Origin of the sequence: Capnocytophaga sp. oral taxon 878 (genome assembly GCF_002999135.1) — a bacterium.
GTDB lineage: Bacteria > Bacteroidota > Bacteroidia > Flavobacteriales > Flavobacteriaceae > Capnocytophaga.
In genome coordinates, this window is the sequence record NZ_CP027229.1 from 1,734,168 (window position 1) to 1,760,161 (window position 25,994).

Annotated in this window: 24 protein-coding genes; 15 read left to right on the forward strand and 9 right to left on the reverse strand. The window is 37.6% G+C overall.

What is annotated here, in order from left to right; all coding sequences use genetic code 11:
- Window positions 1–137: 137 nt before the first annotated feature.
- The 8 genes from C4H12_RS07850 to C4H12_RS07885 form a co-directional block, all read right to left on the reverse strand.
- On the reverse strand, window positions 138–1,733 hold the full coding sequence (locus C4H12_RS07850) for an O-antigen ligase (RefSeq protein ID WP_106098432.1): 1,596 nt from the start codon (window positions 1,731–1,733) through the stop codon (window positions 138–140).
- Window positions 1,733–3,661, reverse strand: a complete 1,929-nt coding sequence (locus C4H12_RS07855) for a hypothetical protein (protein WP_106098433.1) — start codon at window positions 3,659–3,661, stop codon at window positions 1,733–1,735. Before C4H12_RS07855 ends, C4H12_RS07850 begins: the two co-directional genes overlap by 1 nt.
- A 9-nt stretch (window positions 3,662–3,670) precedes the next feature.
- Window positions 3,671–4,279 (reverse strand): hypothetical protein, encoded by a 609-nt coding sequence (locus C4H12_RS07860; RefSeq protein WP_106098434.1) that lies wholly within the window; start codon window positions 4,277–4,279, stop codon window positions 3,671–3,673.
- Between the two features lies 1 nt (window position 4,280).
- A complete protein-coding gene (locus C4H12_RS07865; RefSeq protein ID WP_106098435.1) occupies window positions 4,281–5,504 on the reverse strand; it encodes a 6-bladed beta-propeller in 1,224 nt (407 codons plus the stop codon).
- 95 nt (window positions 5,505–5,599) lie between these two features.
- A complete protein-coding gene (locus C4H12_RS07870; protein WP_106098436.1) occupies window positions 5,600–5,974 on the reverse strand; it encodes an NVEALA domain-containing protein in 375 nt (124 codons plus the stop codon).
- A gap of 360 nt (window positions 5,975–6,334) precedes the next feature.
- Window positions 6,335–7,210, reverse strand: a complete 876-nt coding sequence (gene lepB, locus C4H12_RS07875; RefSeq protein ID WP_106098437.1) for a signal peptidase I — start codon at window positions 7,208–7,210, stop codon at window positions 6,335–6,337.
- A 14-nt stretch (window positions 7,211–7,224) separates the two neighbouring features.
- The gene (locus C4H12_RS07880; RefSeq protein WP_106098438.1) at window positions 7,225–8,091 is read right to left on the reverse strand and encodes a bile acid:sodium symporter family protein; all 867 of its coding nucleotides are present in this window, start codon (window positions 8,089–8,091) and stop codon (window positions 7,225–7,227) included.
- Window positions 8,092–8,115: 24 nt separating this feature from the next.
- On the reverse strand, window positions 8,116–9,051 hold the full coding sequence (locus tag C4H12_RS07885; RefSeq protein WP_106098439.1) for an aspartate carbamoyltransferase catalytic subunit: 936 nt from the start codon (window positions 9,049–9,051) through the stop codon (window positions 8,116–8,118).
- A 418-nt stretch (window positions 9,052–9,469) separates the two neighbouring features.
- On the opposite strand from C4H12_RS07885, the gene C4H12_RS07890 reads away from it, so the two are divergent.
- The 7 genes from C4H12_RS07890 to dnaE all read left to right on the forward strand — a co-directional run bounded on the left by C4H12_RS07890 (window position 9,470) and on the right by dnaE (window position 18,906).
- Window positions 9,470–9,961 (forward strand): LptE family protein, encoded by a 492-nt coding sequence (locus tag C4H12_RS07890; protein ID WP_106098440.1) that lies wholly within the window; start codon window positions 9,470–9,472, stop codon window positions 9,959–9,961.
- A 1-nt stretch (window position 9,962) separates the two neighbouring features.
- Window positions 9,963–10,751 (forward strand): hypothetical protein, encoded by a 789-nt coding sequence (locus C4H12_RS07895; RefSeq protein WP_106098441.1) that lies wholly within the window; start codon window positions 9,963–9,965, stop codon window positions 10,749–10,751.
- A gap of 141 nt (window positions 10,752–10,892) precedes the next feature.
- The gene (secG, locus tag C4H12_RS07905) at window positions 10,893–11,261 is read left to right on the forward strand and encodes a preprotein translocase subunit SecG (protein ID WP_106098442.1); all 369 of its coding nucleotides are present in this window, start codon (window positions 10,893–10,895) and stop codon (window positions 11,259–11,261) included.
- Window positions 11,262–11,374: 113 nt separating this feature from the next.
- Window positions 11,375–11,653, forward strand: coding sequence for a co-chaperone GroES (groES, locus tag C4H12_RS07910; RefSeq protein WP_002673428.1), 279 nt, complete (start codon window positions 11,375–11,377; stop codon window positions 11,651–11,653).
- Between the two features lie 34 nt (window positions 11,654–11,687).
- Window positions 11,688–13,322: a chaperonin GroEL gene (gene groL, locus C4H12_RS07915; protein ID WP_106098443.1), complete on the forward strand. Its 1,635-nt coding sequence runs from the start codon at window positions 11,688–11,690 to the stop codon at window positions 13,320–13,322.
- Window positions 13,323–13,515: 193 nt separating this feature from the next.
- Window positions 13,516–14,379, forward strand: coding sequence for a lysophospholipid acyltransferase family protein (locus tag C4H12_RS07920; RefSeq protein ID WP_106098444.1), 864 nt, complete (start codon window positions 13,516–13,518; stop codon window positions 14,377–14,379).
- A 66-nt stretch (window positions 14,380–14,445) separates the two neighbouring features.
- Window positions 14,446–18,906: a DNA polymerase III subunit alpha gene (dnaE, locus tag C4H12_RS07925; RefSeq protein ID WP_106098445.1), complete on the forward strand. Its 4,461-nt coding sequence runs from the start codon at window positions 14,446–14,448 to the stop codon at window positions 18,904–18,906.
- Between the two features lie 82 nt (window positions 18,907–18,988).
- Here dnaE and C4H12_RS07930 read toward each other — a convergent pair whose 3' ends face one another.
- Window positions 18,989–19,402: an energy transducer TonB gene (locus tag C4H12_RS07930; protein WP_106098446.1), complete on the reverse strand. Its 414-nt coding sequence runs from the start codon at window positions 19,400–19,402 to the stop codon at window positions 18,989–18,991.
- A gap of 447 nt (window positions 19,403–19,849) precedes the next feature.
- Between C4H12_RS07930 and carA the strand changes: the two genes are divergently transcribed.
- The 8 genes from carA to C4H12_RS07970 all read left to right on the forward strand — a co-directional run bounded on the left by carA (window position 19,850) and on the right by C4H12_RS07970 (window position 25,983).
- A complete protein-coding gene (gene carA / locus C4H12_RS07935) occupies window positions 19,850–20,953 on the forward strand; it encodes a glutamine-hydrolyzing carbamoyl-phosphate synthase small subunit (protein WP_106098447.1) in 1,104 nt (367 codons plus the stop codon).
- Window position 20,954: 1 nt separating this feature from the next.
- Window positions 20,955–21,428, forward strand: a complete 474-nt coding sequence (locus C4H12_RS07940) for a DinB family protein (RefSeq protein WP_106098448.1) — start codon at window positions 20,955–20,957, stop codon at window positions 21,426–21,428.
- A 36-nt stretch (window positions 21,429–21,464) separates the two neighbouring features.
- A complete protein-coding gene (gene eno / locus C4H12_RS07945) occupies window positions 21,465–22,757 on the forward strand; it encodes a phosphopyruvate hydratase (protein ID WP_106098449.1) in 1,293 nt (430 codons plus the stop codon).
- A gap of 74 nt (window positions 22,758–22,831) precedes the next feature.
- Complete coding sequence (locus C4H12_RS07950) at window positions 22,832–23,596, forward strand: carboxypeptidase-like regulatory domain-containing protein (protein WP_106099450.1); 765 nt, start codon at window positions 22,832–22,834, stop codon at window positions 23,594–23,596.
- Window positions 23,597–23,698: 102 nt separating this feature from the next.
- Window positions 23,699–23,857 carry a 50S ribosomal protein L34 gene (rpmH, locus tag C4H12_RS07955; protein ID WP_002669412.1) on the forward strand — a complete coding sequence of 53 codons (159 nt, stop codon included), beginning with the start codon at window positions 23,699–23,701 and terminating at the stop codon, window positions 23,855–23,857.
- Between the two features lie 91 nt (window positions 23,858–23,948).
- On the forward strand, window positions 23,949–24,710 hold the full coding sequence (locus C4H12_RS07960; protein WP_106098450.1) for an MBL fold metallo-hydrolase: 762 nt from the start codon (window positions 23,949–23,951) through the stop codon (window positions 24,708–24,710).
- A 68-nt stretch (window positions 24,711–24,778) separates the two neighbouring features.
- Window positions 24,779–25,273 carry a lipocalin family protein gene (locus C4H12_RS07965; RefSeq protein WP_106098451.1) on the forward strand — a complete coding sequence of 165 codons (495 nt, stop codon included), beginning with the start codon at window positions 24,779–24,781 and terminating at the stop codon, window positions 25,271–25,273.
- Window positions 25,274–25,296: 23 nt separating this feature from the next.
- The gene (locus C4H12_RS07970) at window positions 25,297–25,983 is read left to right on the forward strand and encodes an OmpA family protein (RefSeq protein WP_106098452.1); all 687 of its coding nucleotides are present in this window, start codon (window positions 25,297–25,299) and stop codon (window positions 25,981–25,983) included.
- The last annotated feature ends 11 nt before the right edge of the window (window positions 25,984–25,994 follow it).

Here is a 25,994-nt window from a genome sequence, read left to right on the forward strand (position 1 = left end):
TTACTTGCTTTTACATCATTTGTAACAGCTAATATTACTTCACTTGTATAAACTTCCTTAATAACTACTTTTATTACTAGTAATTAAATGTAAAATGCTTTCCTAAAAATTCAAAATGATTATATTATAAATAAAACTCAATAACAATCTATAATAGTTTGGGCTTGTTTTCGCATTTCACTAATAGCAGGAGAGTATACTTTAATAGGAGTGTATAGCACCTTATTAGCTGCCCATAACAGTTTATTAGGATGATAATAAGCACTATCAGAATAGAGCTTAGTAAGAAGATAGTAAGGGTATATACGGTTAGGCAAAAGGTAAGTTGATTCCAGTAGAACAGCTTCTGCTTTGTCATATTGTTGCATTTGCTGGTAATTACGCCCTTGTAAATTGTAAAACATGGGGTCAGCACTGATGGCAAGTCCACGCTCAATTACTATATTAGCTTGGTGGTATTGAGCTACGGCATTAAGAATACTAGCATACTCAAATATAAAATTAGGATTACTATTAAGGGTGGGGTACAACAGAGTATAGTTGTTTTCTATGATCTCAAATTGCTTATTCCTATAAAGTATTGCTAGTTGTTGCCATTGCTTTTCTGCTTGGTGGTAGTTATAAAGTTTGGAAAAACAATAGATTATAGGTATTATAAAAACTATACTTGTCAACACCCCTAAAAAATATTTTTTACAGCTAATAACTTGGGAATGAGAACCTATACTAGCTATAAGTACTATTGTTATAAGAAATTGCCACAAATAGAAGGGGTAAGAGGCAAAGGCAAAAGTAGCAAAGGCTATAAGAGCTCCTGCAGCTCCATATTGCTTATTCTTCAGTGAATGGTAGAAAATAGAGATGAATAATAAGAGCCAAAGAAGTAAACCTAAAGCTCCTTGTTCTATCCATAGGCGGAGGTACTCATTAAAGGCATATTCAGGAACTCCAGCTACAGATTTCTCAATCTCAGTACCATTATTCTTAAAGTAGTTTTGTTGGGCAAGGGCATAATTATGGGCAAAGCTGCCCAATCCTTCACCTACAAGCCCTTGCTGTATTGCCGCTTTGGTGCTTAGTTTCCATATCAAGAGTCTGCCATTAGCCGAGTCCTTTTTTAGTTGATATCCTCCATAGGCAAGAGCTATGATAATAGTAGAAAAAATAAGAGAGATGTAAAAAAGTTTACTTTTAGGTTGCTTTTTTAACCATAAGCTAATGTGTTCCCATTGCATTAGCAATAATACTATACCACAGCCTAACAAAGCTGCTATCCAAGCAGTGCGGCTAAGGGTAGCTGGCAACATTATTATATAAGGTATTAATAGGCTTAGAAACACATTATACCAAGGGCTTTTCTGGTGTTTTAACAGGTAAGTGTAGTGTATACCTAAAGGCAGTAATACAGCCAAAAAACCACCATAAGGTCCCGGGTTAAAGAAAGAACCTGTAATTTTAAAACGGTTATGACCTGCAGGTAGCCAACCATATAGTTGTGCCAAGCCCCATAAAGCTTCGGTACAGCCCCATAATAAGAGGAATGTTATAGCTATTACAGTAGCTTTGCGGAAATAGCTAAACACAAGCCTCAGCAAGCCCCAACCACTAAAGCAGAGCAGGACTGCCCATAGTCCTTGTGGTGAAAGAGCTTGGGTATAATTATATGTGAAGAGAAAACACCCTAAAAGTAAAAGTGCTAAAAAAGAGGAAATATGTTTAGATTTTAGAGACATTAACTTTTATTTTGTTTCAGTATCTTCTCTTCTTCAAAAGTAGGAAACACTTGTCTATTATCATAAAAGAAGAGCTGTTCTTCTTTGCCTCGAGTGAGGTTTTTAAGCCAAAGTACAGCATTCTTAGGAGCTTGAAAATACAATATTGGCAGATCACTAGCTTTTTGTATGCCCAATGACGTCCAACCTTTGCTACCATTATTGTAAAAAAGCTCATAGTTATCACCTTCCCTAATAAAATTATCATCATTACGAGGGATAAGTATTACCTTGCTAACAAGTTGTGGGGTATTACTTTTAAAAAAAATACTTGTTCCAGTCTCCCACGTGTTAAAAAATGAGACAGGGTCGTTATCAGTACAATTCTTAAGTTGGTAAAGAGCTACATCTTTCCAAGGTTTTCCATTGCTATAGATAGTATCAAAAGTTATTTCACGATTATTTTTATTATAAAAATGTATTTCAGCTATAGAAAGCACTGAGTCTTTAGGTACTTCGTACTGAAAGTAATGATAGGGTTTTGAGGGGTGTAGGGGGATATTGATCACATTTTCAGGAGGAAGCTTCTGCATTAAGTGTAGCCTTTCGGCAAAGGAAAAATCAACCTGATTACTACCCTTTATTTGGGTGCCTAACAACCAGTTCTTATAGCGGGCAGTACTGTTTTTACGCAAAGGATACTTGCGGGTAAGAGCTACAGTCTGGTTTTCTTGTGGCTGAAAAATATGTACCTTACCTTTTTTTAACATAAAAGGATAGGCTATAGGAGTAAGCTTATTATTTTCATAACTAAGAGGTTGGTAGATAACAAAAGGCTCTATATTCTCAAAAATAGCAGAACTATTTTCTATTTTACCTTGTCCCACTACATACCAGCCATTGCGTGCTGTAAAAACACCTATAAAAGCGTTTTTTGCAACTTTTTGTAGAGGAATATTCACTTGGTTTTTGCCAAAATACTCCTCAGTAACATCTTTTACAAAAGGATTGCGAAGTGTAGGAGGTAACATTTGTCGGTTAGTAAGTGCTCCTTGCCAAGCGTAGGTCATACGTTTTACTTTTCCTTTTTTGCGTTTGTCAGTAAAAGCAACATCACGGGTTGCAGCAAATTGTTCATACCAAAAAGGCAAGTATTTACCAGTAGTATCACGTAGTACATTCCATTCGTGTTTAGACTGGAATTCTGGAGAGTAAGGGTAAATATCAGTAGTTACAGGTATACCTACAGAGCGCATCACATAGGTAGCAATATCACAAGCTTCACGACAAGTTCCTATATGCGTTTGTAACTGAAAAATAGCTCCTTGTCGTGGTATACCAAAATCTACAAAGTAGTAAAACTTTTCAGTTTTTAGGTAATTGGATAATCTATTACAAGCCTCTACTACATCTGTACCCTGATAGAGGGAATCTAAGATAGGATTATACTTATCATAGTATCGTTTTCGCCATTGAGTAAGGGGTTCTTCGGCTATACGATAGGGCAGAATAAGTTCACAAAAATCATCAAAAGGCAAGTGTTTGTTCCAAGGTTTGGTTTGCCATACCGTAAATGCCAAATCTATATTCTCAATAAGCATAGCGGCAGTTACCTGCTGCACATCGTGCTTTATTACAGGTTTTGAATGTTGTTGCCAACGTATACCTTTCTGGCGTTCTGCTTCCGTTAAATCCCATCGTTGGAATATATCACTTAGCAAGCCTTTAATACTATCTATTTCGGCACTTTGGGGGTAGCTGTAATAGGGCATATTTTCAATAAGATATACCGCAGCTTTGTATTTAAGGCTATCACCCTCATAGTGTTGTAGTACTTTTTCTAATTCAGTACGGTTACTACCTGCTTGCTCTAAAGCAAAAGCTACTCTCTCATTCTTTTGCGAACAAGAGAGTAGTATAAGTAGAATAAGAAACAAGATATATTTCATAAGTGGCTTTTAGTTAAAGAATTTTGCTTGCACTGCCTCTAAATATCTCTCATCTATAGAAGGTGAACCTTTATCGGGTACAAAAACATTTAGTACTGTAAGAGTACTATCTATTACAAAATAGTAAGGATAGCCTAATTCTTCTGCTGGAAGGGGTAAAGCTGTTACATTAGCAACATTTAAACTATCTATTTGGTAAGTAGGTTTTAATTGATTGAAAAGCATATTATTTCTATACCCACCCAAGAAAAGTACGTTTTCAGCTTTGAGTATAGGCAGCTTGTTTTTGAGCATTTGTATAGAGTAGTTCACACAGCTCTCGCAGTTGTTTTCCAAAAACCTACTTACTATCAGGTATTTTTGCCCTTTGTTAAAAAAGGCTTTTAGGGGAATTAGTGTACTTCTACTGTCTTTTACAAGCTCCTCACCTAAATTAAAACCTATATTATTAAGGGTAATTTCAGTAATTTTTTCAATAGACCGTTTAGTTGTAAGCTGCTCTCTTAAGGCAGTTATAACTACAGCTGTTTGCTTTTTGAATTGGTAATAGTTTATTACAAAACCTATCATTACCCCTAATAAAATCAAAAATAAAAGATATAACAAATTCTTTTTCATTTTAAAACTCTTTTAAAGTGAAATACACCAATATAGGATTATCATCGTCCTTAAACTGTTTGATTTTTTCTTTATCGGCCTCAGAAATATATTTGCTGTTTTTTAAAGCAGCATAATCATTAGTATCAGGTTTGTATAAGGAAACAAAATTATCACCCGTTACCGCTATAGGAAACCCAAAAACAGGTATTTCAGTACGATTAAAACTTGTTATGGCTCCTCCTATCATATTGCCCGTTCTTTTATCTCGAAAAATAATATTCCGATAGCCATTATAATAATTTTGGAGAAAGAATACATTTTGAGAAAATGTCTCAAGGTAGTCTCCTATATTAAAATAGCAATCATTATTTTGAGAATACCTTTCAAAAACACTAGAATCATCTCCGTAAATATACTTTTTAGGAAGTTTTTTATCGTAATCTAAAACAAATTCGGTATATAGTTTATCCTTTTTTGCGTCATATTTGTAAATACTATCAGAAAATTGCCCTGTTAAACTTATCAAACTATCATTTTTATATATAAAATAATAAGCTGACAGTGCTTTTATATCTTTCGTTTGAGATATAGCTACAGATTCCAAACTAAAATCAGTTTTTGTAAACAAAAAAGCATAGTTCTCTTTTTCATTTAGGTGTGTATTACCTTGTTTAGGAATAGTTTTCAATATATAGCCATTATCAACCGCTATAAAATTATAAAAGTTAATAGGCAATCGTTCTTGACGAAGATAGTTCCCTTCTTTATCAAAAAACAGAAAAAAAGAATGCTGGAAAGCTATTAACTCTTCTGTATCAAAGTTATAATCAATGTCGTAAAGACGTTGCAGTTCGCCAGGTCCTTGACCGTGTGAAAAACGTTTTACAAATTTACCTTCAGCTGTAAAAATGATAATACTTCCTCCTTTAAATTTATCCAATATATAGATATAGTCATCGGTAGTAATAATCTTATAAATTCCATCAACCAAACTTTCTTCTGTTGTTTCTAAGGTAACTAATTTTACTTTTTCTACCATACTACCTAAATCAAATTTCTTTTTCCCAAGAAAAGGAGTAAGATTTAAATGGGTAGCCATTTTTTCTTCAGGAACCAATATTTTAGTATCACCTAAATGCAGAGAGGCTATTTGTTGTTCTGTAAAACGAACCTCTTTAGGAGTGTTATTACAAGAACATAAATATAATAATCCTATTATGTATAATATATAATATTTGTGCATAACAAAAAAACATTAAAATAATCAAACAAAGAGAAGCCCGAAAAGTTTTTGTATTTAATAAATAAATCTTTTATTAAAACTTTTCGGACTTTTTTTTAACACTCTATCTCTGAGCAATTAACTTCTCCTACAGGGCAGGTTATTTCTTTCCTAATATAAGGATTGTATTGAGAATCGTAACCTTCCACAGAACCTGATACTCCTCCATACCCGCCAGAAACTTTTCCTCCGGACTCTTTATTTGGACAATTACGTTTCCATTCTCTTTCATCTTTAGTCCATCCCTGACCTTTTAAAGTGTTACCAACTCCATCCCAAAAGCCCCATTCAGAGCTACTTAATGCTTCCACATTACTTAATGTCAAGTTTTGTAAAACATCATTTTCACTGTTAAGCTTTTTGCTTACACCATAACCACTTACTGCACTGACAGCAAGAACTACTAAACTTGTGATAATTTTTCTTTTCATTTTTTTTAATTAAATTTAGATTAACATTTCTTTATTTTTGCACTGTTTTCATATAAGGAGATAACTCGTAGCTTAGCTATCTATTTACCTTAAGTTAAGACAAATATAAATCCTTGTAACAATTTCGCAGCAAAGATAAAACACTTTATTAAAACTTCCAAATTTTAAATGTTAAAATTTCAATATAAATTATAGGATATATAAAGAGGTAAATAGTAAAGCTCTGAAAATTAATAGTTTGTAAATTGCATTTGTAATCTTTTTTTTTGTTTATTATCTGATGCAAAAAAAAAGAAAAGCAAACGCATAGCCGTTAATTTCTTTTTATAGAACTAAGAAAAAGCATACTATACGATTTTTTTACCTAACTACTTTTAAGAACCGTTCCCAGCGAAACTCGTTTGTATTGAGATTTACTGCTTTCCAAATAAACCATACCTTACCAGCTATATACTCATCGGGAATGAGGCCTATATAACGAGAATCACGTGAATTTAGCACATTATCGCCTGCCATAAAGTAATAATTGTGCTTAAAAGTATAATGAGTAAGGGGAGTCTGGTCTTGCCATAAGGTATCACGCTCCCAGCGTAGGGGGCATTCAGTTTCCCATTCAATAAGTTTTTTATACAGTAAGCTTTCGGTGCGATGAAGGGTAAGCATATCACCTTTTTTAGGAAGATAAAGTCCTCCAAAATCTTTAATTGTCCATCCTACAATACTATCCCAAGGAAAAGCTTCATACTCTACACCTTTCAGTTGTTCACGGCTAAGGCTATGTAACTGTTGCTGTGCTGGATAATAACCTAATGTATCGGGTAGGTGATTCACACTGTAAAAGCCTTCCTTAATATATAAGGTATCACCAGGCAGAGCTATGCAGCGCTTAAGATAGAATTTTGCAAATTCCATTTGTATTTGCTGGTTATTATTAGGGTAAGGATTATTGAACACCACTACATCATTACGTTGTATATTCTGGTAACCTGGTAATCTATTTATATTGGTGCGCTTACCTGTTGCTACTTCAAAAATATCGTACCAACGTGGACCATAGGCTAACTTATTTACTAATATATTATCACCAGGAATGAGAGTAGGCATCATTGAGTGTGTGGGTATTTTGTATGAATCAACTACAAAAATACGTAATAGGAAATATCCTACTCCTATCATTAGTAAGTAGAAGAAAATATCAAAAGATATTTTTAAAATTTTTACTATTCTTTGCTTCATATAAATCCTTTATCTCACTTTTTTATCCTTATAGTTACAATGGCAAAGGCAAACGTAGTAAAAAATGAAAAGATAGCATATACTAATGCTGGCTTGGTCATATTGGCATTACCCAATAGGGTACCTGCTACCAAAATTGCCAAAGCTGTATTCTGCAGCCCTACTTCTATGCTTATAGTTGTAGCTTGTACTCCTGAAAGTTTGGACTTTAAGGCAATAAAATAGCTGCATATCATAGCTATTAGGTGCATTAGGAGGGTAGCTGGCAGAAGTCGCCATATTTCATCGACGGAAATACCACTTCCTCCTGACTCGGTACCGCCAAAAAACTTAATGGCAAAGACCATTCCTAACAAAATAGTATTAACTACCTTTAAGGGGAAACGTATTTTAAGTGATATATTGGGGAAAAATCGGTTAAAGAAGAGCCCTAACAAAGCGGGTATAATTATGACTTTGGCTACCTCCCATACCATATCTATAATGGGGAGTGATACTTGTGTGTGTCCTCCCATAAAAATCTCTAATGCCCAGTTGGAAAGCACGGGGATGGTGAGGAGTATGAGCAGGCTATTGACTGCTGTAAGGGCTACTGCCAAGGCTGTATCGGCCTTTATAAGGTAGCTAATAAAATTGGATGTTGTGCCTCCTGGGCATATTGAAACTATTACCAAGCCTACTTTTTCGGCTGGTGATAAGTTCATAAACTCGGCGATTATAAAGGCGCAGATAGGCAAAAATACCATCTGCAAGAAAAGCCCTAAGTACAAGGGCTTTGATTTCTTAAATATATTCTCAAAATCAGAAAAACGCAGTGAGCTACCTATTGCAAAGGTAATAAGCATCAGCACTGCTGAAAGCAAGTAATCTATAAAATTCATTTTTTATTTGCGAATGAAGGGGGGTTAGGCTTGGGGTTGTAGCTTTTCGGCAAGTAAGTAAATAACAGCCATACGTATAGCCACTCCATTTTCTACCTGTTGCAATATAACGGATTGAGGGCTATCTGCCACTTCACTAGTAATCTCGACTCCACGGTTAATAGGGCCTGGGTGCATAATGAGAATCTCTTTATCCAATGATTTGAGGAGCTCCATTGTAAGCCCATACTGTTGTACATATTCACGTGTGGAAGGGAAATAACTTATATCTAAGCGCTCGTTTTGTATGCGTAGCATATTGGCTACATCGCACCAGTTGAGTGCTTTGCGCAAGTTGGTTTCTACCTTTACCCCAAGGGTATGTATGTATTTGGGTATAAGGGTTTGTGGGCCACATACCATTACCTCGGCCCCTTGCTTGTGTAGGGCGAAAATGTTGGAAAGTGCAACCCTTGAGTGCAATATATCGCCTACTATTACTACTTTTTTACCAGCTACATCGCCCAAGCGTTCGCGTATGGAGTATGAGTCCAACAAGGCTTGTGTAGGATGCTCGTGGGCACCATCGCCGGCATTGACAATGGCAGCTTTGACGTGCTGGGACAAGAACACTCCGGCACCGGGGTTGGGGTGGCGCATCACTACCATATCGACTTTCATTGAGAGGATATTATTGACGGTATCGACCAGTGTTTCGCCTTTGGTAACTGATGATTGTGAAGCTGAAAAATTAATGACATCGGCTGAGAGGCGTTTTTCGGCCAATTCAAAAGAAAGGCGGGTGCGGGTGCTATTCTCAAAAAAAAGATTTGCAATGGTAATATCACGCAGTGAAGGCACTTTCTTTATGGGGCGGTTGATGACCTCCTTAAAATGGTCGGCTGTTTGAAATATGAGCTGAATATCAGCCTCAGTAATATATTTAATACCTAAAAGATGGTTTACACTTAATTGGCTCATTGTTTTGATTTTTGTTAAGCGATTGTGCAAAGGTACAAAACAATTTTCAATTGGCAAGGAACAATAACATTTTTAACACACGTTGTTCTTTTTGCCTACTGGCAATTGGTGAATTTAGCTAGGAAATAAGAGGTAAAGAGGGGGTGGTACTTGATGGCGGGAAGAGATATGCTATACTGGCGAGATACTTAGCTGTGGCAGCTTGGTGAGTATCCTTCGCAACATACTTAGCTGTGGTAGCTCGGTAACTATCCTTCGTTTATAGTTCGTTTATCCTTCGTTATTCGTTCGTTCGGCTTAAAAGGCGGTTGGGAGGGGCTTGTGGTAGAAGGGGTATTGGCTGGTGGTTGGCTAAACGAAGTATTTTTTGCTTATTAAGAAAAATATCGTATCTTTGCCCCCTGAAATTGAAAAAACAATGAAATATCTCATATATATATGCCTCGCCTTTAGTACCCTTAGTTGTGGCATCTATAACTTTACTGGCGGAAGCACTGGAAATGCCAAAACCTTTCAGGTAAATTTTTTCCGTAATGACGCTCCGCTTGTAGAACCAGGCCTTGATAGGGACTTTACCATTGCCCTGCAAGACCTTATCAATAACCAAACCAACCTGAGCCTTACCAACCGCAATGCGGACTTAGTGTACGAGGGCGAAATAGTGGAATTTAACATTACCCCTATGACTGCTACCGCCCAACAAACAGCTGCACAAAACCGCGTAACTATAAGCGTAAATGTACGCTTTACCAACCATACCGAAGAAAAAAAAGATTTTGAAAAGCGCTTCTCTTTTTACTACGACTATCCTGCGGCAGCACAGTTCAATGCTGTAAAAAATGAAGCTATACCTCAAATCTTTGAGCGCATTACACAAGACATATTTAACGCATCACTGGCAGACTGGTAACTTGACCGTAAAACAATTCATAGAAATTATTAAAAATCCCTACACTATTAGCAAAGAACAAGTAAGTGAACTGGGCGAGATAGTGAAGGAATACCCTTATTTTCAGGCGGCAAGAGTACTACAACTGAAAATACTACACTCGGAAGGGAATTACCTCTATAATAAAGCTCTGAAATTAGCAGCAGTACATGTTAGCGACCGAACCGTACTTTTTAACTTTATAAACTCAAAAGAAATACCTGACTTTTCGGCTATACGGAGCGATTTTGAACGTATTAGCAAGAGTCATGAACGGAAAGAGCCACTACCCGATGAGCATACCCCTCCAAAGGTAAGCTATATAGAGCCCGAGATACGCCCCTCTTTCCGCCCACAACCACAACCGCCACAACCTATATTTGAAGAAAATATTTTCCCTGAAGAACTGATCAGAAATCAAGATCTAACACAGGTATTCACACCTAAAGAACCACAACCAACCCCTAACCTAGACGATTACAAAAATGAGAATGTAGCCGAGAAATTTAAGCTTATTGACAAGTTCCTTGAGAACAACCCTAAAATTGAAGCTAAAAAGGACTACAATTCTGACGTGAATTTAGCCGACCAAGTGCAAGCTGATGAAAAACAATTAATGACGGAAACCTTAGCCCAAGTGTATGTAAATCAGGGCAAATACAAACAAGCCATACAAGCTTATGAAATATTAATTTTGAAAAATCCAAAAAAAAGTAGTTACTTTGCAGCCCAAATAGAACAAATTAAAAAATTACAGCAAAATAATTTATAAACAAATGACAGCATTCAACATCTTTTTAGTACTTATTGTAGTAGTATGTTTACTACTTGCGTTAGTAATTAAAAAAAAGTAGTTACTTTGCAGCCCAAATAGAACAAATTAAAAAATTACAGCAAAATAATTTATAAACAAATGACAGCATTCAACATCTTTTTAGTACTTATTGTAGTAGTATGTTTACTACTTGCGTTAGTAATTATGGTACAAAACCCTAAAGGCGGCGGGTTATCGTCTACCTTCGGTGGTAATACACAAGTGGTAGGAGGCGTGAAAAAAACTGGTGACTTCCTTGAGCGTAGTACTTGGACATTCGCTGGTGCCTTAGCAGTACTTATCCTAATTGCTAATACCCTTTTAGCTCCTTCAGGAGGATTTGGTGGTGATTCAAAGCTATTAGACGGTAATACTCCTACTGCCCCTATTCAAAACAATCAGGCAACAGGTAATAACGCAGCACAAACTCCTGCTACACCTGCCACAAATTCTAACACCAACAACTAAAAACTGACAGTTTGTCAGTTTTTAGCCTTTGGCACACTTATGGCTATATAACAGTAGCCGACCCTAAAATACCTAATAACTAAGAATAAGTAACTAAAAACAAAAAAACTAAAATGGCAAAATTGAATATTAAACCATTAGCCGACAGAGTAGTTATCGAGCCTGCAGTAGCTGAAACTACTACCGCTTCAGGTATCATCATCCCTGATACCGCTAAAGAAAAACCTCAAAAAGGAACTGTAGTAGCTGTAGGAGCAGGTACTAAAGATAACCCTGTAACCCTTAAAGTAGGGGATACTGTACTTTATGGAAAATACGCTGGTACTGAACTTAAATTAGAAGGTAAAGATTACCTAATTATGCGCGAAAACGATGTATTAGCAGTAATCTAATTCACAAACAACATTCAAAAATATAAACTAAAAAATGGCAAAAGATATAAAATTTGATATAGAAGCTCGCGAAGGTCTTAAACGCGGTGTTGATGCGTTGGCCAATGCAGTAAAAGTAACCCTTGGACCTAAAGGGCGTAATGTAATTATTAGCAAATCATTCGGCTCTCCTCAAGTAACTAAAGACGGGGTAAGCGTAGCTAAAGAAATAGAATTGGAAGACGCTCTTGAAAATATGGGCGCTCAAATGGTAAAAGAAGTAGCCTCTAAAACCAACGACCTTGCTGGTGATGGTACTACTACCGCTACCGTATTGGCACAAGCTATCGTAAAAGAAGGACTTAAAAACGTAGCCTCTGGTGCTAACCCTATGGATTTGAAACGCGGTATTGATAAAGCCGTAATTAAAATAGTTGAAAACTTAGCTAAACAAGCTAAAGAAGTAGGTTCATCATCTGAGAAAATAAAACAAGTAGCTTCTATCTCAGCTAATAACGATGATACTATTGGTGAACTTATAGCGCAAGCGTTTGAGAAAGTAGGTAAAGAAGGCGTTATCACTGTTGAAGAAGCTAAAGGTACAGATACTTATGTAGATGTAGTAGAAGGAATGCAGTTTGACCGTGGTTACCTATCTCCTTATTTTGTTACTGACTCTGAAAAGATGGTAGCTGAGCTTGATCGCCCTTACATCTTGTTATATGACAAGAAAATCTCTACTATGAAAGATTTGCTTCCTGTATTGGAGCCAGTAGCTCAATCAGGGAAACCTCTTTTAATCATTGCTGAAGATATAGATGGTGAAGCCTTAGCAACCCTAGTAGTAAACAAATTACGTGGTACCCTACGTATTGCAGCTGTAAAAGCTCCTGGTTTTGGTGATCGTCGTAAAGCTATGCTTGAAGATATAGCTATCCTTACTGGAGGTACTGTAATTGCTGAAGAAAGAGGCTTTACTCTTGAAAATGCTACTGTAGATATGCTTGGTACTGCTGAAAGAGTAAGCATTGATAAAGATAATACCACCATTGTAAATGGAGCAGGTAAATCTGAAGATATCAAAGCACGCGCAGCCCAAATAAAAGCACAAATTGAAAACACTACTTCAGACTATGACCGTGAAAAACTACAAGAGCGCTTAGCCAAATTATCAGGCGGTGTAGCTGTATTGTATATCGGTGCTGCTTCTGAAGTAGAAATGAAAGAGAAAAAAGACCGTGTAGACGATGCATTACATGCTACCCGTGCAGCAGTTGAAGAAGGTATTGTAGCTGGTGGTGGTATCGCTCTGCTACGCGCTAAGAATGCCTTAGCTAAAATAAAACCTGTAAACGCTGATGAAGAAACAGGTATAAAAATCATCTTAAAAGCATTGGAAGCTCCTTTGCGTACCATTGTTGAAAATGCTGGTGTAGAAGGATCTGTAATTGTAGCTAAAGTATTAGAGTCATCACGTGATGCTTTTGGTTACAATGCTAAAACAGATGCTTATTGCGATATGTTTAGAGCTGGTATCATCGATCCTAAAAAAGTTACTCGTGTAGCACTTGAAAATGCTGCTTCAGTAGCAGGTATGATACTTACTACCGAGTGCGCTTTGGTTGATATCAAAGATGAGAAGGCTGCAGCTATGCCTCCTATGGGCGGTGGTATGCCAGGAATGATGTAATTTCATTGTAGATTTTAAATTATACAAAAAGAGGCTGTCTCGAAAGAGGACAGCCTCTTTTATTTTTATATAGTTATGTTTTATCTTTTGGACTTTACTCGTCTTTTTAGCCTAAATACCTCTATTTAGCCTTATTAACAAATTGCTAATTAGCAAATTATCTGTATCTTTGCCCCGAAATTTTTAAGTAACTATGAATTTTATTATCTATATTTTATCATATCCGCTTATTTGGTTGCTATCACGTTTGCCTTTTAGGCTGCTGTATGCTGTGTCTGATTTTTTGTACTTCATCCTCTATACCTTACTGAAATACAGGGTAAAAGTGGTACGCAAAAACCTATATACTGCGTTTCCTTTTAAGTCGGAAGAAGAGCTACTTACTATTGAACGCCATTTTTATCACCATTTTTGTGACACCCTACTAGAAATGGTAAAATCATACGGAATGAGTGAGAAAGAAATGAAAAAGAGAATGATATTTCCTAATTTGGAAGTATTAAAAAAATATGAAGATCAAGAAAGAAATATCATTATTATGTGTAGCCATTATGCTAGTTATGAATGGTTACTATCTTTGGCTTATTACTTAAAACACCAGTCATATGCGCTGTACACCCCTCTTAGCAATAAGTATTTTGATAAATTTTTACAGAAAGTACGAATGAAACACCACAGCTACCTGCTTTCACGCTACACAGCACAACGTGAGATGAAAAAGCATAAGGATGAACATAAAGTCTATTCGTATGGCTTTGCTGCAGACCAAGTGCCTAACAACCAGAAAAGCTACCGCCGACCCTTTTTAGGGCTGAGAGTGCCTGTTTTTACAGGTGCAGAACGCTTAGGCAAAGCCCTAAACACTGTTATTGTATTTGCTAAGATTGAAAAACTAAAACGTGGATACTACCAAACTACCTTTGAGGTTTTAGCAGAAAATCCTTCTGATTATGTAGATTTCCAAATTACCGATGCTTTCTTTGAACGTGTAAATCAGCAAATATATGACCGCCCAGAGTACTACCTCTGGACTCATAATCGTTTCAAGCGAATGTAATTTGACTAATTTGCTTATCTGCTTATTAATTTTTACCTTTGTCCCTCCAAATCAGTTAGATATATAATGTACTTAATATTCGATACCGAAACTACGGGCTTACCCCGTAACTATAATGCCCCTATTAGTGATAGTAATAACTGGCCTCGTGCCGTACAAATAGCTTGGCAATTACACGACCAATGGGGAGAACTTATTGAACATCAGGATTTTCTTATTGCCCCCGATGGTTTTGACATACCTTATGATGCTGAAAAAGTACATGGTATTTCTACCCAATTGGCAGAGAAAGAAGGGGTTCCTATTGCTCTAGTATTTAAGGCTTTTAATGAAGCTCTTAGCAAAGCAAAATATGTAGTAGGGCAAAATATAGGCTTCGATATTAATATTATGGGGGCAGAATTCTACCGTTATGGGGTAGAAAGCCCCATTACCACTATGCCGGTAATTGATACTTGTACCGAAGCTACTGCTAATCTGTGTAAAATAGCAGGAGGACGTGGTGGACGCTACAAACTTCCTACCCTTACTGAACTACACTCTTTCCTCTTTGGAGTACCTTTTGCTGAAGCCCATAACGCTACTGCCGATGTGGAAGCTACTACCCGCTGCTTCTTTGAATTAATACGCCGTAATGAAGGTTTTAAAGAAGGTACATTTGGCTATACTTACATTACAGAATTTCAGGCTCATCACCCTGCGCCTATTGCCCTTATAGGCTTAAAGCACGTGAACCTGAAAGAGGCTTCGGAGGCTTTGCGCAAAAGCAGTGCTAACAAGCAAACCTATGAACCTCACGCTGATGCTGCCCTTTTGGAGGAGGCTCACTTTGTGCATCTACACAACCATACCCAGCACTCCATTCTTCAATCTACCACGGGTATTAAAGACCTTATAAAAATTACTGCCAAAGAAAAAATGCCTGCCGTTGCGCTTACCGATAGTGGTAATATGATGGCAGCTTTCCACTTCATACAAGCCGTTCAAGCTCATAATAAAGATGCTGAAACTAAAAACAAAGAAGCTGAAGAAAAAGGCGAAACTCCTACTGAAACTATTATAAAACCTATCATAGGATGTGAATTCAATATTTGTGAAAATCACTTAGATAAAAGTAGACAAGACAATGGTTATCAAGTAGTAATTTTAGCCAAGAACAAACAAGGTTATCACAACCTTACTAAAATGGCTTCGATTGCCTCTACTAAGGGTTTTTATTATGTGCCTCGTATTGATAAGGCTGTAGTAGAAGAGTACAAAGGTGACCTTATAGTGCTATCGGGTGGGATAAATGGTGAAATACCTTCTAAAATACTTAACATAGGAAGTAAACAGGCCGAAGAGGCTTTGCTATGGTGGAAAGAACAGTTCGCTGATGATTTTTACTTAGAAGTAATGCGCCACAACCAAGAGGATGAAAACCGTGTGAATGAAACCCTTCTTGAGTTTTCATATAAACATAATGTAAAAATTATTGGTACTAACAACACCTTTTACCTACATAAAAATGATGCTCCTGCCCACGATATTCTTCTGTGTGTAAAAGATGGGGAGAAAAAGAAAACCCCTATAGGGCGAGGACGTGGTTTCCGCTTTGGTATGCCTAATAATGAGTATTACTTTAAAACAGCTGCTGAAATGAAAGCTCTTTTTAAAGATATACCACAAGCTATTTTAAATATTCAAGAGATTATTGATAAGGTAGAACCTTATGGCTTGGCACGTGATATTCTGTTACCTAAGTTTGATATTCCTGAAAAGTTTCAGGTTACAGATGACCCTACAGGTAAAAAAGGTGAAAATAACTACCTACGCCATCTTACCTATGAGGGTGCTAAACGCAAATACCCTGAAATTACTGAACAGATACGCGAACGTTTGGATTTTGAACTCTCTATTATTGAGAAGACAGGGTACCCAGGTTACTTTCTTATTGTACAAGACTTTATTGCGGCTGCGCGCCGTATGGGAGTATCGGTGGGGCCTGGAAGGGGATCGGCAGCGGGGTCGGCAGTGGCTTTTTGCTTGGATATTACGAATATGGACCCCATTAAGTATGACCTACTTTTTGAGCGCTTTCTTAATCCTGACCGTGTATCAATGCCCGATATTGATATAGACTTTGAAGATTCGGGAAGGCAAGATGTTATTAACTATGTAATTGATAAATATGGTGAAAGCCAAGTAGCACGTATTATTACATATGGTAAAATGGCTGCTAAATCGGCTATTAAAGATACTGCCCGCGTGCTAGATGTACCGCTACAAGAATCGAACCGATTGGCTGCTTTGGTACCTTCTAAACCACCTGGACTTTCACTAAAAGACCTTTTTAACTGGGATGAGAAAAAACTAAAAGAAAAGGTACGCAGTGAAGAGCTACCTAAGGTAGATGAACTGAAAAACCTTTTGGCTGGTAAAGGTGAAGAAGAAAGTTACTTAACCATTCAGCAGGCTAATATTATTGAAGGCTCGGTACGTAATACTGGTATTCACGCCTGTGGGGTGATTATTACCCCTGATGATATTACCAATTTTGTACCGGTAGCCTTGGCTAAGGATTCTGACCTTTTTGTTACTCAGTTTGACAACTCGGTAGTAGAGAGTGCTGGGCTACTAAAGATGGACTTCCTTGGGCTGAGTACCCTCACCCTTATAAAAGATACTATTGACAATATTAAGCAAACACACGGCATAGAGCTGGATGCTGAGGCTTTCCCGCTTGATGACGTGAAAACTTATGAGCTTTTCCAACGTGGTGAAACGGTAGGTATATTCCAATACGAGTCGGCTGGGATGCAGAAGTATATGCGGGAGCTAAAACCTACTGTATTTGCTGACTTAATAGCTATGAATGCCCTTTATAGGCCAGGCCCATTGGAGTATATACCGAGCTTTATCAAACGAAAACACGGTATAGAGCCTATAGAATACGACCTGCCGGATATGGAGGAATACCTAAAAGAAACATACGGTATTACTGTGTACCAAGAGCAGGTGATGCTACTATCACAAAAGCTTGCAGGATTTACCAAAGGTGAGGCTGACGTATTGCGTAAGGCTATGGGTAAAAAACAAATAGCTGTACTAGCCAAGATGAAGCCTAAGTTTATAACCCAAGCATCGGAAAAGGGACACAACGCACAGAAACTGGAAAAGATATGGGCTGACTGGGAGAAATTTGCTGCTTATGCTTTTAATAAATCGCACTCGACCTGCTATGCGTGGGTGGGATACCAAACGGCTTACTTGAAAGCTAACTACCCCGCTGAGTATATGGCTGCTGTACTTTCTAACAATATGGGAGATATCAAAACTATTACGTTCTTCCTTGAAGAGTGTAACCGTATGGGTATAAAGGTACTAAGCCCTGATGTGAATGAGTCGTTTTATAAATTCACGGTAAATAAGGATGGTAATATTCGGTTTGGTATGGGGGCTGTAAAGGGTGTAGGTAAGGCTGCTGTAGATACTATTGTAGAGCAGCGAAAGGAACGCCCTTACATCTCTATTTTTGATTTGGCTAAGCGTGTAGATTACAGAAATATTAACAAGAAAGCTTTTGAGAGTATTGCCTTGGCTGGAGGGTTTGACTCTTTTGGCAATGTACACCGTGCGCAGTACTTCCACGCTGAAGCTGATGGTATTCCTTTTTTAGAAAAAGCTGTACGTTTTGGCAATAAATATCAAGAGAGTAAGAACTCTGCCCAAATGAGCCTTTTTGGTGAAGAGAGTGAAGTTACTATACCGGAACCTACTGTACCTAAGTGCGAGGAATGGGGTAACTTAGAGCAGCTACGCCGTGAGAAGGAAGTGGTGGGCATCTATATTTCGGGACACCCTTTGGATGATTTCAAACATGAAATACATCATTTTTGCAATAGTTCGTTATCACAATTACAGGACTTGCAACCCCTTGTGAACAGAGAGATTACTGTAGCTGGTATGGTGACTGATGTGCAGCACCGCACTAGCAAGAATGGCAAACCGTTTGGGTTCTTGACCTTGGAAGACTATGATAGCTCATACGAGTTTCGCCTTTTTGGGGATGATTATCTGAAGTTCCAGATGTATATGGTTCCGGGGGCATTTTTGTATATAAAATTCAAGGTGGTAGAAGGTTTCCGCAATAAGGAGACTAATGCCTTGGGAGAGCCTCGTATGCAGTTTGTGCAAATGGCGCAGCTACAAGATGTGATGAAATCTTTGGCTAAAAAGCTTACTTTGCATTTTGATATAGAAGAAATTGCTCCTAACTTAATAGAGAAGTACAAGACTGTGGTTGAGAAACACAAAGGAGAATTGCCTATTTACTTTGTAGTACACCATAACAAAGAGAATATTCATCTTAATATGGAGAATAACGCTTTGAAAGTAGCTATTGACAAGGAGTTTTTGGATGATTTAGAGCGCTTGGAAGCGCAATATAACCTTAATGACTTACGTGTAGAGAAGATTGGCAAAAAGGCTAATGAAACCCAAGAGGAAGAGGAGGTTGTATTAGAGGAGTTAGGACTTTCGGATTAAGGAGTTTTTTAGTAGATTTATTTTTGCTAACAGGAGATAAGAAGAGCTACCCTATTGGGGGTAGCTCTTTTTTTGTGTTGTGCTAATTGGTTATGTAGTTGATGGTGTAGGTGAAGCTTATTTGGATGGGTTTGTCGTTTTGGTCTTTGGCGGGATTTAGTTTGGGTATGGTTTGGAAGAGTTTGCGGGCATCATTCTCTAAAGTGGAATGGGGGGCTGTTACTGTTTCTAAGATTAACTCGCCTTGGGTATTGACGTTGAATTTTGTAACTATGACACCTTGATGTTTGTTCTTCTTGGACTCGGTAAAGGCGTCGGGGTGCTTGCTTACCCATCTGTCTAAAAAGGTTTTGATGTTTATGGTTACTTCTTCCTTTTTGTTATCGTCGTAATAGGTGAAGGTGGGCATTTCTTTGACTATTACATCGGTGTATTGGGTGTAACCTTTTGGCAAATACAGGAAAAGTAGGGCGAAAAATAAAAAATAATGCTTCATATTTTGTTGTTACTTGATGTTTTTAGGGATTTATGAATAGTTATGTGTGTTACATCGGTAGGCAAAATTACTATTTTTTCTTTTTTGTGCAAGTTTTTTTGTGAAGGAGATTGGTTTTGGAGGGATTTTGGGTTGGGAGCTGATGTGGTGATTTTATGACTTACTTGGCTGGAATGACTGAAGAACTATCCTTCGTTTATAGTTCGTTTATCCTTCGTTATTCGTTCGTTCATCTTAGGGGGGTGCTTTGGGGGGCTTATTAGGATGGGTGGTTATGATTGGTGGGTGGGTGGATTGGTTGCTTAATTATCTTTGGGTGAATGTGTGGGGTGGAGGGGGTGTGGGGGTGTTTTTGTGGGTGGGATTGGGGTTCGGAAAAAAATAATGATTAATCATTGTGCTTTAAAAAATATTTTGTACTTTTGCGGCAAATTAAAGGATAGCACAATGAAGTATCAACAAAAGAAAAAAGCGGTATTGCTGCTTGCTGATGGGACTGCCTTTTGGGGTAAAAGTGTTGGCATTCAAGGTACTGCTTTTGGAGAAGTGTGTTTTAATACCGGTATGACTGGTTACCAAGAGATATTTACCGACCCTTCATACTTTGGTCAGATTATGGTTACAACGAATGCTCATATTGGTAATTATGGGATTAGTGAGGACGATTATGAGTCGGGTGGCATAAAAATTGCTGGTTTGGTATGCAGGAATTTTAGTTATGATGCTTCGCGGGCGAGGGCTACTGAAACGCTTGAGTCTTTTTTGAGCAGCAACCATTTGGTAGCTATTTGCGAGGTTGATACGCGTGCTTTGGTGAGTTACATACGTGATAATGGCAGTATGAATGCTGTTATTTCGACCGAAACTGATGATTTGGAGGTCCTTAAAAAGAAGTTGAGTGAGGTACCTAATATGAAAGGTTTGGAATTGGCATCGCGTGTGTCGGTTACAGAACCTTATTTTTTTGGCAATCCGGAAGCTAAGTATAAAGTGGCTGCGCTTGATTTTGGTATTAAGCGGAACATTTTGCGGAATATGGCTGACAGGGATATGTACATAAAGGTTTTCCCTTATAATACGCCTTTGGCTGAGCTTAAAGCGTGGAATCCTGATGGGTATTTTCTATCAAACGGGCCTGGAGACCCTGAGCCTCTTACTGAGGTGATTGCGCAGGTAAAACAGATGATTGAGGAGGATTTGCCTATATTTGGTATTTGCTTGGGGCATCAGATTATTGCGCTGGCTAATGGTATTAGTACTTATAAGATGCATAATGGGCATCGTGGGATTAATCACCCTGTGAAGAACTTACTTACGGGCAAGGATGAGATTACATCACAAAACCATGGTTTTGCGGTGAACAGAGCTGAGGCTGAGGCTAATGCTAATGTGGAGATTACTCATACACACCTGAATGACAATACTGTTATGGGATTGCGCATTAAAGGGAAGAAGTGTTTTAGCGTGCAATATCACCCTGAAGCAGGACCTGGACCTAATGATGCTACTTATTTGTTTGATGATTTTGTAAAGCTAATGGCTAAAAAATAATATGAAAGAATTACTAACACAAGAGGGACTGCTTACGAGCTTAAAAGATGCACGTGCCCTCACCCGCAAGGTGATTGAGGCTTTCCCTGAGAAAGATCTTTTTGAGTTCAGTGTAGCTAACTTGCGTCCGTTTTCACAAATGGTAGAAGAGTTTTTGATGATTACTAATTATATTTTCAGAGAAACGCTTCACGAAAAACATACCTCTTTTTACACTGAGGGACAGTTCCCAACTAGCAAAAAAGAAGTGTTGGCTTTGTGGGACAAGGTTACTAAAATCATAGATCGGGAATGGAAAGAAGTGGGTGATTATAGCCAATCGCTTACTATTTATCAAATGACTTTTAGTTTTGTGCAATGGATATTATACGCTATTGAAAACGAGAGTCACCATCGCGGACAAGGTTATACTTATCTGCGTGCTTTGGGTATTGAACCGCCTTTCTTTTGGGGGAGGGAGAGTTTTAACAAGTAATAATTAACACGTAAATAATTAATAAAAAATAAAAATATGAGTATTATTGTAGACGTACACGCACGTCAGATTTTGGATTCAAGAGGAAATCCTACTGTAGAAGTAGACGTAGTAACTGAAAGCGGCGCAATTGGTAGAGCTGCAGTACCATCAGGAGCTTCAACTGGTGAATATGAGGCTGTTGAATTACGTGATGGTGGCAAAGATTATATGGGCAAAGGCGTACTTAAAGCTGTTGCTAATGTGAACGATATCATAGCAGAAGAATTGGTTGGTATGAATGTATTTGACCAAAACCTTATTGACCGCACAATGATTGAGCTTGACGGTACTCCTAACAAGTCGAAATTAGGTGCTAACGCTATTCTTGGGGTTTCATTGGCTGTAGCAAGAGCTGCTGCTGAAGAATTGGGCTTGCCTCTATACCGCTACATAGGAGGTGTGAATGCTAATACTTTACCAGTACCTATGATGAACATCATTAACGCTGGTGCGCACTCTGATGCTCCTATCGCTTTCCAAGAGTTTATGATTATGCCTGTGAATGCTAAAGATTTTTCACAAGCTATCCAAATGGGAGCTGAAGTATTCCACAACCTTAAAAAAGTATTACACGATAAAGGATTGGGTACTGCTGTAGGTGATGAAGGAGGTTTTGCACCTGCATTTAAAGACATTGAAGATGCACTTGACTCTATAAAAGAAGCTGTAAACAAAGCTGGTTACAAATGGGGTGAAGACATTAAGATTGCTTTGGACTGTGCTTCATCAGAATTCTTTAAAGATGGTAAATATGATTATACTATTTTTGAAGGAGCTAAAGGTAAAGTACGTACTTCGGCTGAACAAGCTGATTACTTGGCAGAATTGGTTGCTAAATACCCTATCATCTCTATTGAAGATGGTATGGATCAAAATGACTGGGATGGATGGAAATTACTTACTGAAAAGATTGGCGACCGTGTACAATTGGTAGGTGATGACTTGTTTGTTACCAATGTATCAATCCTTGAAAGAGGTATTGCTAAAGGTATTGCTAACTCTATCCTTATTAAAGTAAACCAAATTGGTACGCTATCTGAAACTATTGCAGCTGTTGAAATGGCTAACCGCGCTGGTTACACTGCAGTAATGTCACACCGTTCAGGAGAGACTGAAGATAATACTATTGCTGACCTTGCTGTAGCATTGAACACTGGACAAATTAAAACAGGTTCGGCTTCACGTTCTGACCGTATGGCTAAATACAACCAATTGCTTCGTATTGAAGAATCATTGGGCAGTGTAGCTTACTATCCTAAAGAAAAAGCTTTCAATGTAAAGAACTAATATTTTAGATTTGATTAAGGGTGTTCGGGGTTACACCTGAACACTCTTTTTTTACCTTAAAAAGAATGAAAAATATGATGAAGAAGATATTATGGTTTTGTATGCTCTTGTGTATAAGTACTCTTGCTGCTCAGGAAACAGAGTTGCATGGGCATGTTTATAGTGTGCAAGACAACAAGCCTATGATGAATGTACATATCCTAAACTTGAACAAAGTAAAAGGAACTACAAGTAACGTGAGGGGTGACTTTACCATTAAGGCAAGTGCCAACGATACTCTTTATATTTCTTTTTTAGGGTACAAATCGACTAAAATAGCTGTTACTAATGATATGCTTAAGTTCCAAGGCTTGAAAATAGGTATGACTGAGCTTGCTTATGCCTTAGAGGAGGTTGTGGTACGCCCCTATAAGCTTACTGGATACTTAGATATTGATGCTAAAAATGCTCCTATTAACGATAATAACCATATACGCTACAGTGTTTCGGGCTTAGAAATAGGTTACGAAAGTAGGGCTAGTGCTAGTGCTGTAGGGCGCGTGCTAAGTGCTGTTATGAACCCTGCAGACTTGCTAAGTAGGCAGTTTAGTAAAAAAGGGAAGGAAATGCGTAAACTGCGAGACATAAAAAAAGATAATGAACTTAGCGACTTACTATCAACACGTTATGACCGAGAAACTTTGCTAGAATTACTACAAATAGACCGTAATGAATTGGAAGAAATAATACGCTCATGCAATTATTCTAATGATTTTATAATGACTGCAAATGACCTGCAAGTGCTGGAAGCTATCAGTCAGTGTTATGAAGAATATAGGGTATTGCATAAGAAAAAGTAAAAAATATTTTGTGGTTCAAAAAAAAAGATGTAATTTTGCAGCCGCTATTAGATAAATAGAGAGAATTAGTCATTTTAATAAGATTTTAAACGATTACAAGCAATGAAAAGAACATTTCAACCCTCTAAAAGAAAAAGAAGAAATAAACACGGATTTAGAGAACGTATGGCAACTGCCAATGGTAGAAAAGTATTAGCTCGTCGCCGTGCTAAAGGACGTAAAAAACTTACTGTTTCATCAGAACCACGTCATAAAAAATAAGAACCTTTTCAAACAAGGTAAGAAATAAGAGGTAAGAAGTAAGAGCTATGGGCTTTTGCTTCTTACCTCTTAACTCTTATCACTATCAAAGATGAAGATTACATTTCTTGGTACAGGCACTTCACAAGGGGTACCAGTAATAGCAAGCAATCACCCTGTAGGCAAAAGCCTTAATCCTAAAGATAAACGGCTACGTACTTCAGCTCTTATCAGTTGGGAAGGGGCTAATATTGCCATTGACTGTAGTCCTGACTTTAGACAGCAGATGCTTCGGAATGAAGTACAGCACTTAGAAGCAATCCTTTTTACCCATGAACATGCAGACCATACAGCGGGGTTAGATGATATTCGACCTTTTGTATATTTGCAAGGAGATATGCCTATATATGGACTAAAACGAGTGATTGATGAACTAAGAATTCGCTTTGCTTATATTTTTGCTACTGAAAATCGTTATGAGGGAGCACCATCAGTTATAGTTAATGAAGTAGCTACCCAGCCTTTTGTAGTTCAAGGTAAAACTATTCAACCAATACAAGTGGAACATGGTAGTTTACCTATATTGGGGTATCGTATTGAAAATTTGGGATATATTACTGATGCTAAACATATTGCCCCTGAAGAAATGGATAAATTACGGGGATTGGATGTACTAGTACTAAACTGCTTGCGTGATACTTCTCACCCTACTCACCTAAATTTGCCAGAAGCATTGGAAATTATTGAAGAGTTAAAACCTCAACAGACCTATCTTACTCATATTAGCCAGACCTTTGGGTTCCACGATGAGGTAGAAAAACGCTTACCACGAAATGTGTTTTTAGCATACGATAACTTAGTAGTAGAATGTTAATTTTTAGTTAATTGTTATTCTTATTAAAGGAAAAAGAGTATCTTTGCACCGAATTAAATAGAATTATGATGAAAAAAATTGCGCTTTTATTTGTAATGGCAGCATTAATGATGGCTTGTAAAACTGGTTCAGGCTCAATGACTGCCAAACCTAAAGAATCTAGCGTTGCTAACAAGGCTATTAAAGGCGAGTGGACTTTGCAATCCATCACCTACAGCCAGCAAGGCAAATTTGATGTTACTCTGCTAAATGACACATCAAAAGAGTGTTTTGAAGGTAGTACTTGGAAGTTTGTACCTAACAATAATCGTGGACACTATACTATTAACAGCAGTGACTGTTCTACTGGACAAAGAAACTTCATTTTTGTAGTACAAGAAATTGATAAAGCTACAGGTTATTATGATTTCTTACTAAAACCTACTAATGAAAAATATGTTTCTGAAACTAATGCTGGTATTCGTTTGCACTTAGCAAGTTTATCTGAAAATGCTATGGTATGGGAACAGACAGTAAGAGTTGATGGCAAACCTTTTGTTATCACTATGAATTTTGTAAAATAACAATTTAATTAAATAAGAAAGGAATGAAAAAAATTATAGTATTAGCTTTATCGGCAGTTGTACTTTTATCAGGCTGTGAGGCATATAACAACACTAACAAAGCACAGCGTGGTGCTGTAATAGGAGCTGCTGGAGGTGCTTTATTGGGTGCTATTTTAGGTAACAATGTAGGCAGTGGTAACAATAGTGAATTAGGTGCTGTACTAGGTACTGTTGTTGGAGGTGCTGCAGGTGCTGTAATTGGCAACCAAATGGATAAACAAGCTAAAAAAATTGAAGAAGAAATACCAGGTGCTGAAGTAAAACGCGTAGACGATGGTATTGTAGTTACTTTTGATGAAAATAGTGGTGTATATTTTGATACCGCTAAACATAATATTAATGAAAAATCAAGAGAAACCTTAGATAAATTAGTAGCTATCTTGAAAGAATATCCTGAAACTAATGTAGTAGTAGCTGGACATACTGATAGTCAAGGTAAAGATGCTTACAATATGGGACTATCTCAGCGCAGAGCACAAGCTGTAACTAATTATTTTACTAGTAAAGGCTTAGCTGCAAGTCGTTTCACTACTAAATGGTTTGGTGAACAAAACCCAGTAGCTGACAATAACACTGCTGAAGGACGTGCTAAAAACCGTCGAGTGAATGTTGTTATCGTTCCTAATGAGAAAATGAAAGCTGAAGCTCAAAAACAAGCTGGGCAATAGTTTATTTCAAA

Excerpts from the sequence above, each read along its gene's own strand:
- C4H12_RS07850 (WP_106098432.1), bottom strand. The coding sequence starts at position 1,733 with ATGTCTCTAAAATCTAAACATATTTCCTCTTTTTTAGCACTTTTACTT.
- C4H12_RS07855 (WP_106098433.1), bottom strand. The coding sequence starts at position 3,661 with ATGAAATATATCTTGTTTCTTATTCTACTTATACTACTCTCTTGTTCG.
- C4H12_RS07860 (WP_106098434.1), bottom strand. The coding sequence starts at position 4,279 with ATGAAAAAGAATTTGTTATATCTTTTATTTTTGATTTTATTAGGGGTA.
- C4H12_RS07865 (WP_106098435.1), bottom strand. The coding sequence starts at position 5,504 with ATGCACAAATATTATATATTATACATAATAGGATTATTATATTTATGT.
- C4H12_RS07870 (WP_106098436.1), bottom strand. The coding sequence starts at position 5,974 with ATGAAAAGAAAAATTATCACAAGTTTAGTAGTTCTTGCTGTCAGTGCA.
- lepB (WP_106098437.1), bottom strand. The coding sequence starts at position 7,210 with ATGAAGCAAAGAATAGTAAAAATTTTAAAAATATCTTTTGATATTTTC.
- C4H12_RS07880 (WP_106098438.1), bottom strand. The coding sequence starts at position 8,091 with ATGAATTTTATAGATTACTTGCTTTCAGCAGTGCTGATGCTTATTACC.
- C4H12_RS07885 (WP_106098439.1), bottom strand. The coding sequence starts at position 9,051 with ATGAGCCAATTAAGTGTAAACCATCTTTTAGGTATTAAATATATTACT.
- C4H12_RS07890 (WP_106098440.1), top strand. The coding sequence starts at position 9,470 with ATGAAATATCTCATATATATATGCCTCGCCTTTAGTACCCTTAGTTGT.
- secG (WP_106098442.1), top strand. The coding sequence starts at position 10,893 with ATGACAGCATTCAACATCTTTTTAGTACTTATTGTAGTAGTATGTTTA.
- groES (WP_002673428.1), top strand. The coding sequence starts at position 11,375 with ATGGCAAAATTGAATATTAAACCATTAGCCGACAGAGTAGTTATCGAG.
- groL (WP_106098443.1), top strand. The coding sequence starts at position 11,688 with ATGGCAAAAGATATAAAATTTGATATAGAAGCTCGCGAAGGTCTTAAA.
- C4H12_RS07920 (WP_106098444.1), top strand. The coding sequence starts at position 13,516 with ATGAATTTTATTATCTATATTTTATCATATCCGCTTATTTGGTTGCTA.
- dnaE (WP_106098445.1), top strand. The coding sequence starts at position 14,446 with ATGTACTTAATATTCGATACCGAAACTACGGGCTTACCCCGTAACTAT.
- C4H12_RS07930 (WP_106098446.1), bottom strand. The coding sequence starts at position 19,402 with ATGAAGCATTATTTTTTATTTTTCGCCCTACTTTTCCTGTATTTGCCA.
- carA (WP_106098447.1), top strand. The coding sequence starts at position 19,850 with ATGAAGTATCAACAAAAGAAAAAAGCGGTATTGCTGCTTGCTGATGGG.
- C4H12_RS07940 (WP_106098448.1), top strand. The coding sequence starts at position 20,955 with ATGAAAGAATTACTAACACAAGAGGGACTGCTTACGAGCTTAAAAGAT.
- eno (WP_106098449.1), top strand. The coding sequence starts at position 21,465 with ATGAGTATTATTGTAGACGTACACGCACGTCAGATTTTGGATTCAAGA.
- C4H12_RS07950 (WP_106099450.1), top strand. The coding sequence starts at position 22,832 with ATGATGAAGAAGATATTATGGTTTTGTATGCTCTTGTGTATAAGTACT.
- rpmH (WP_002669412.1), top strand. The coding sequence starts at position 23,699 with ATGAAAAGAACATTTCAACCCTCTAAAAGAAAAAGAAGAAATAAACAC.
- C4H12_RS07960 (WP_106098450.1), top strand. The coding sequence starts at position 23,949 with ATGAAGATTACATTTCTTGGTACAGGCACTTCACAAGGGGTACCAGTA.
- C4H12_RS07965 (WP_106098451.1), top strand. The coding sequence starts at position 24,779 with ATGAAAAAAATTGCGCTTTTATTTGTAATGGCAGCATTAATGATGGCT.
- C4H12_RS07970 (WP_106098452.1), top strand. The coding sequence starts at position 25,297 with ATGAAAAAAATTATAGTATTAGCTTTATCGGCAGTTGTACTTTTATCA.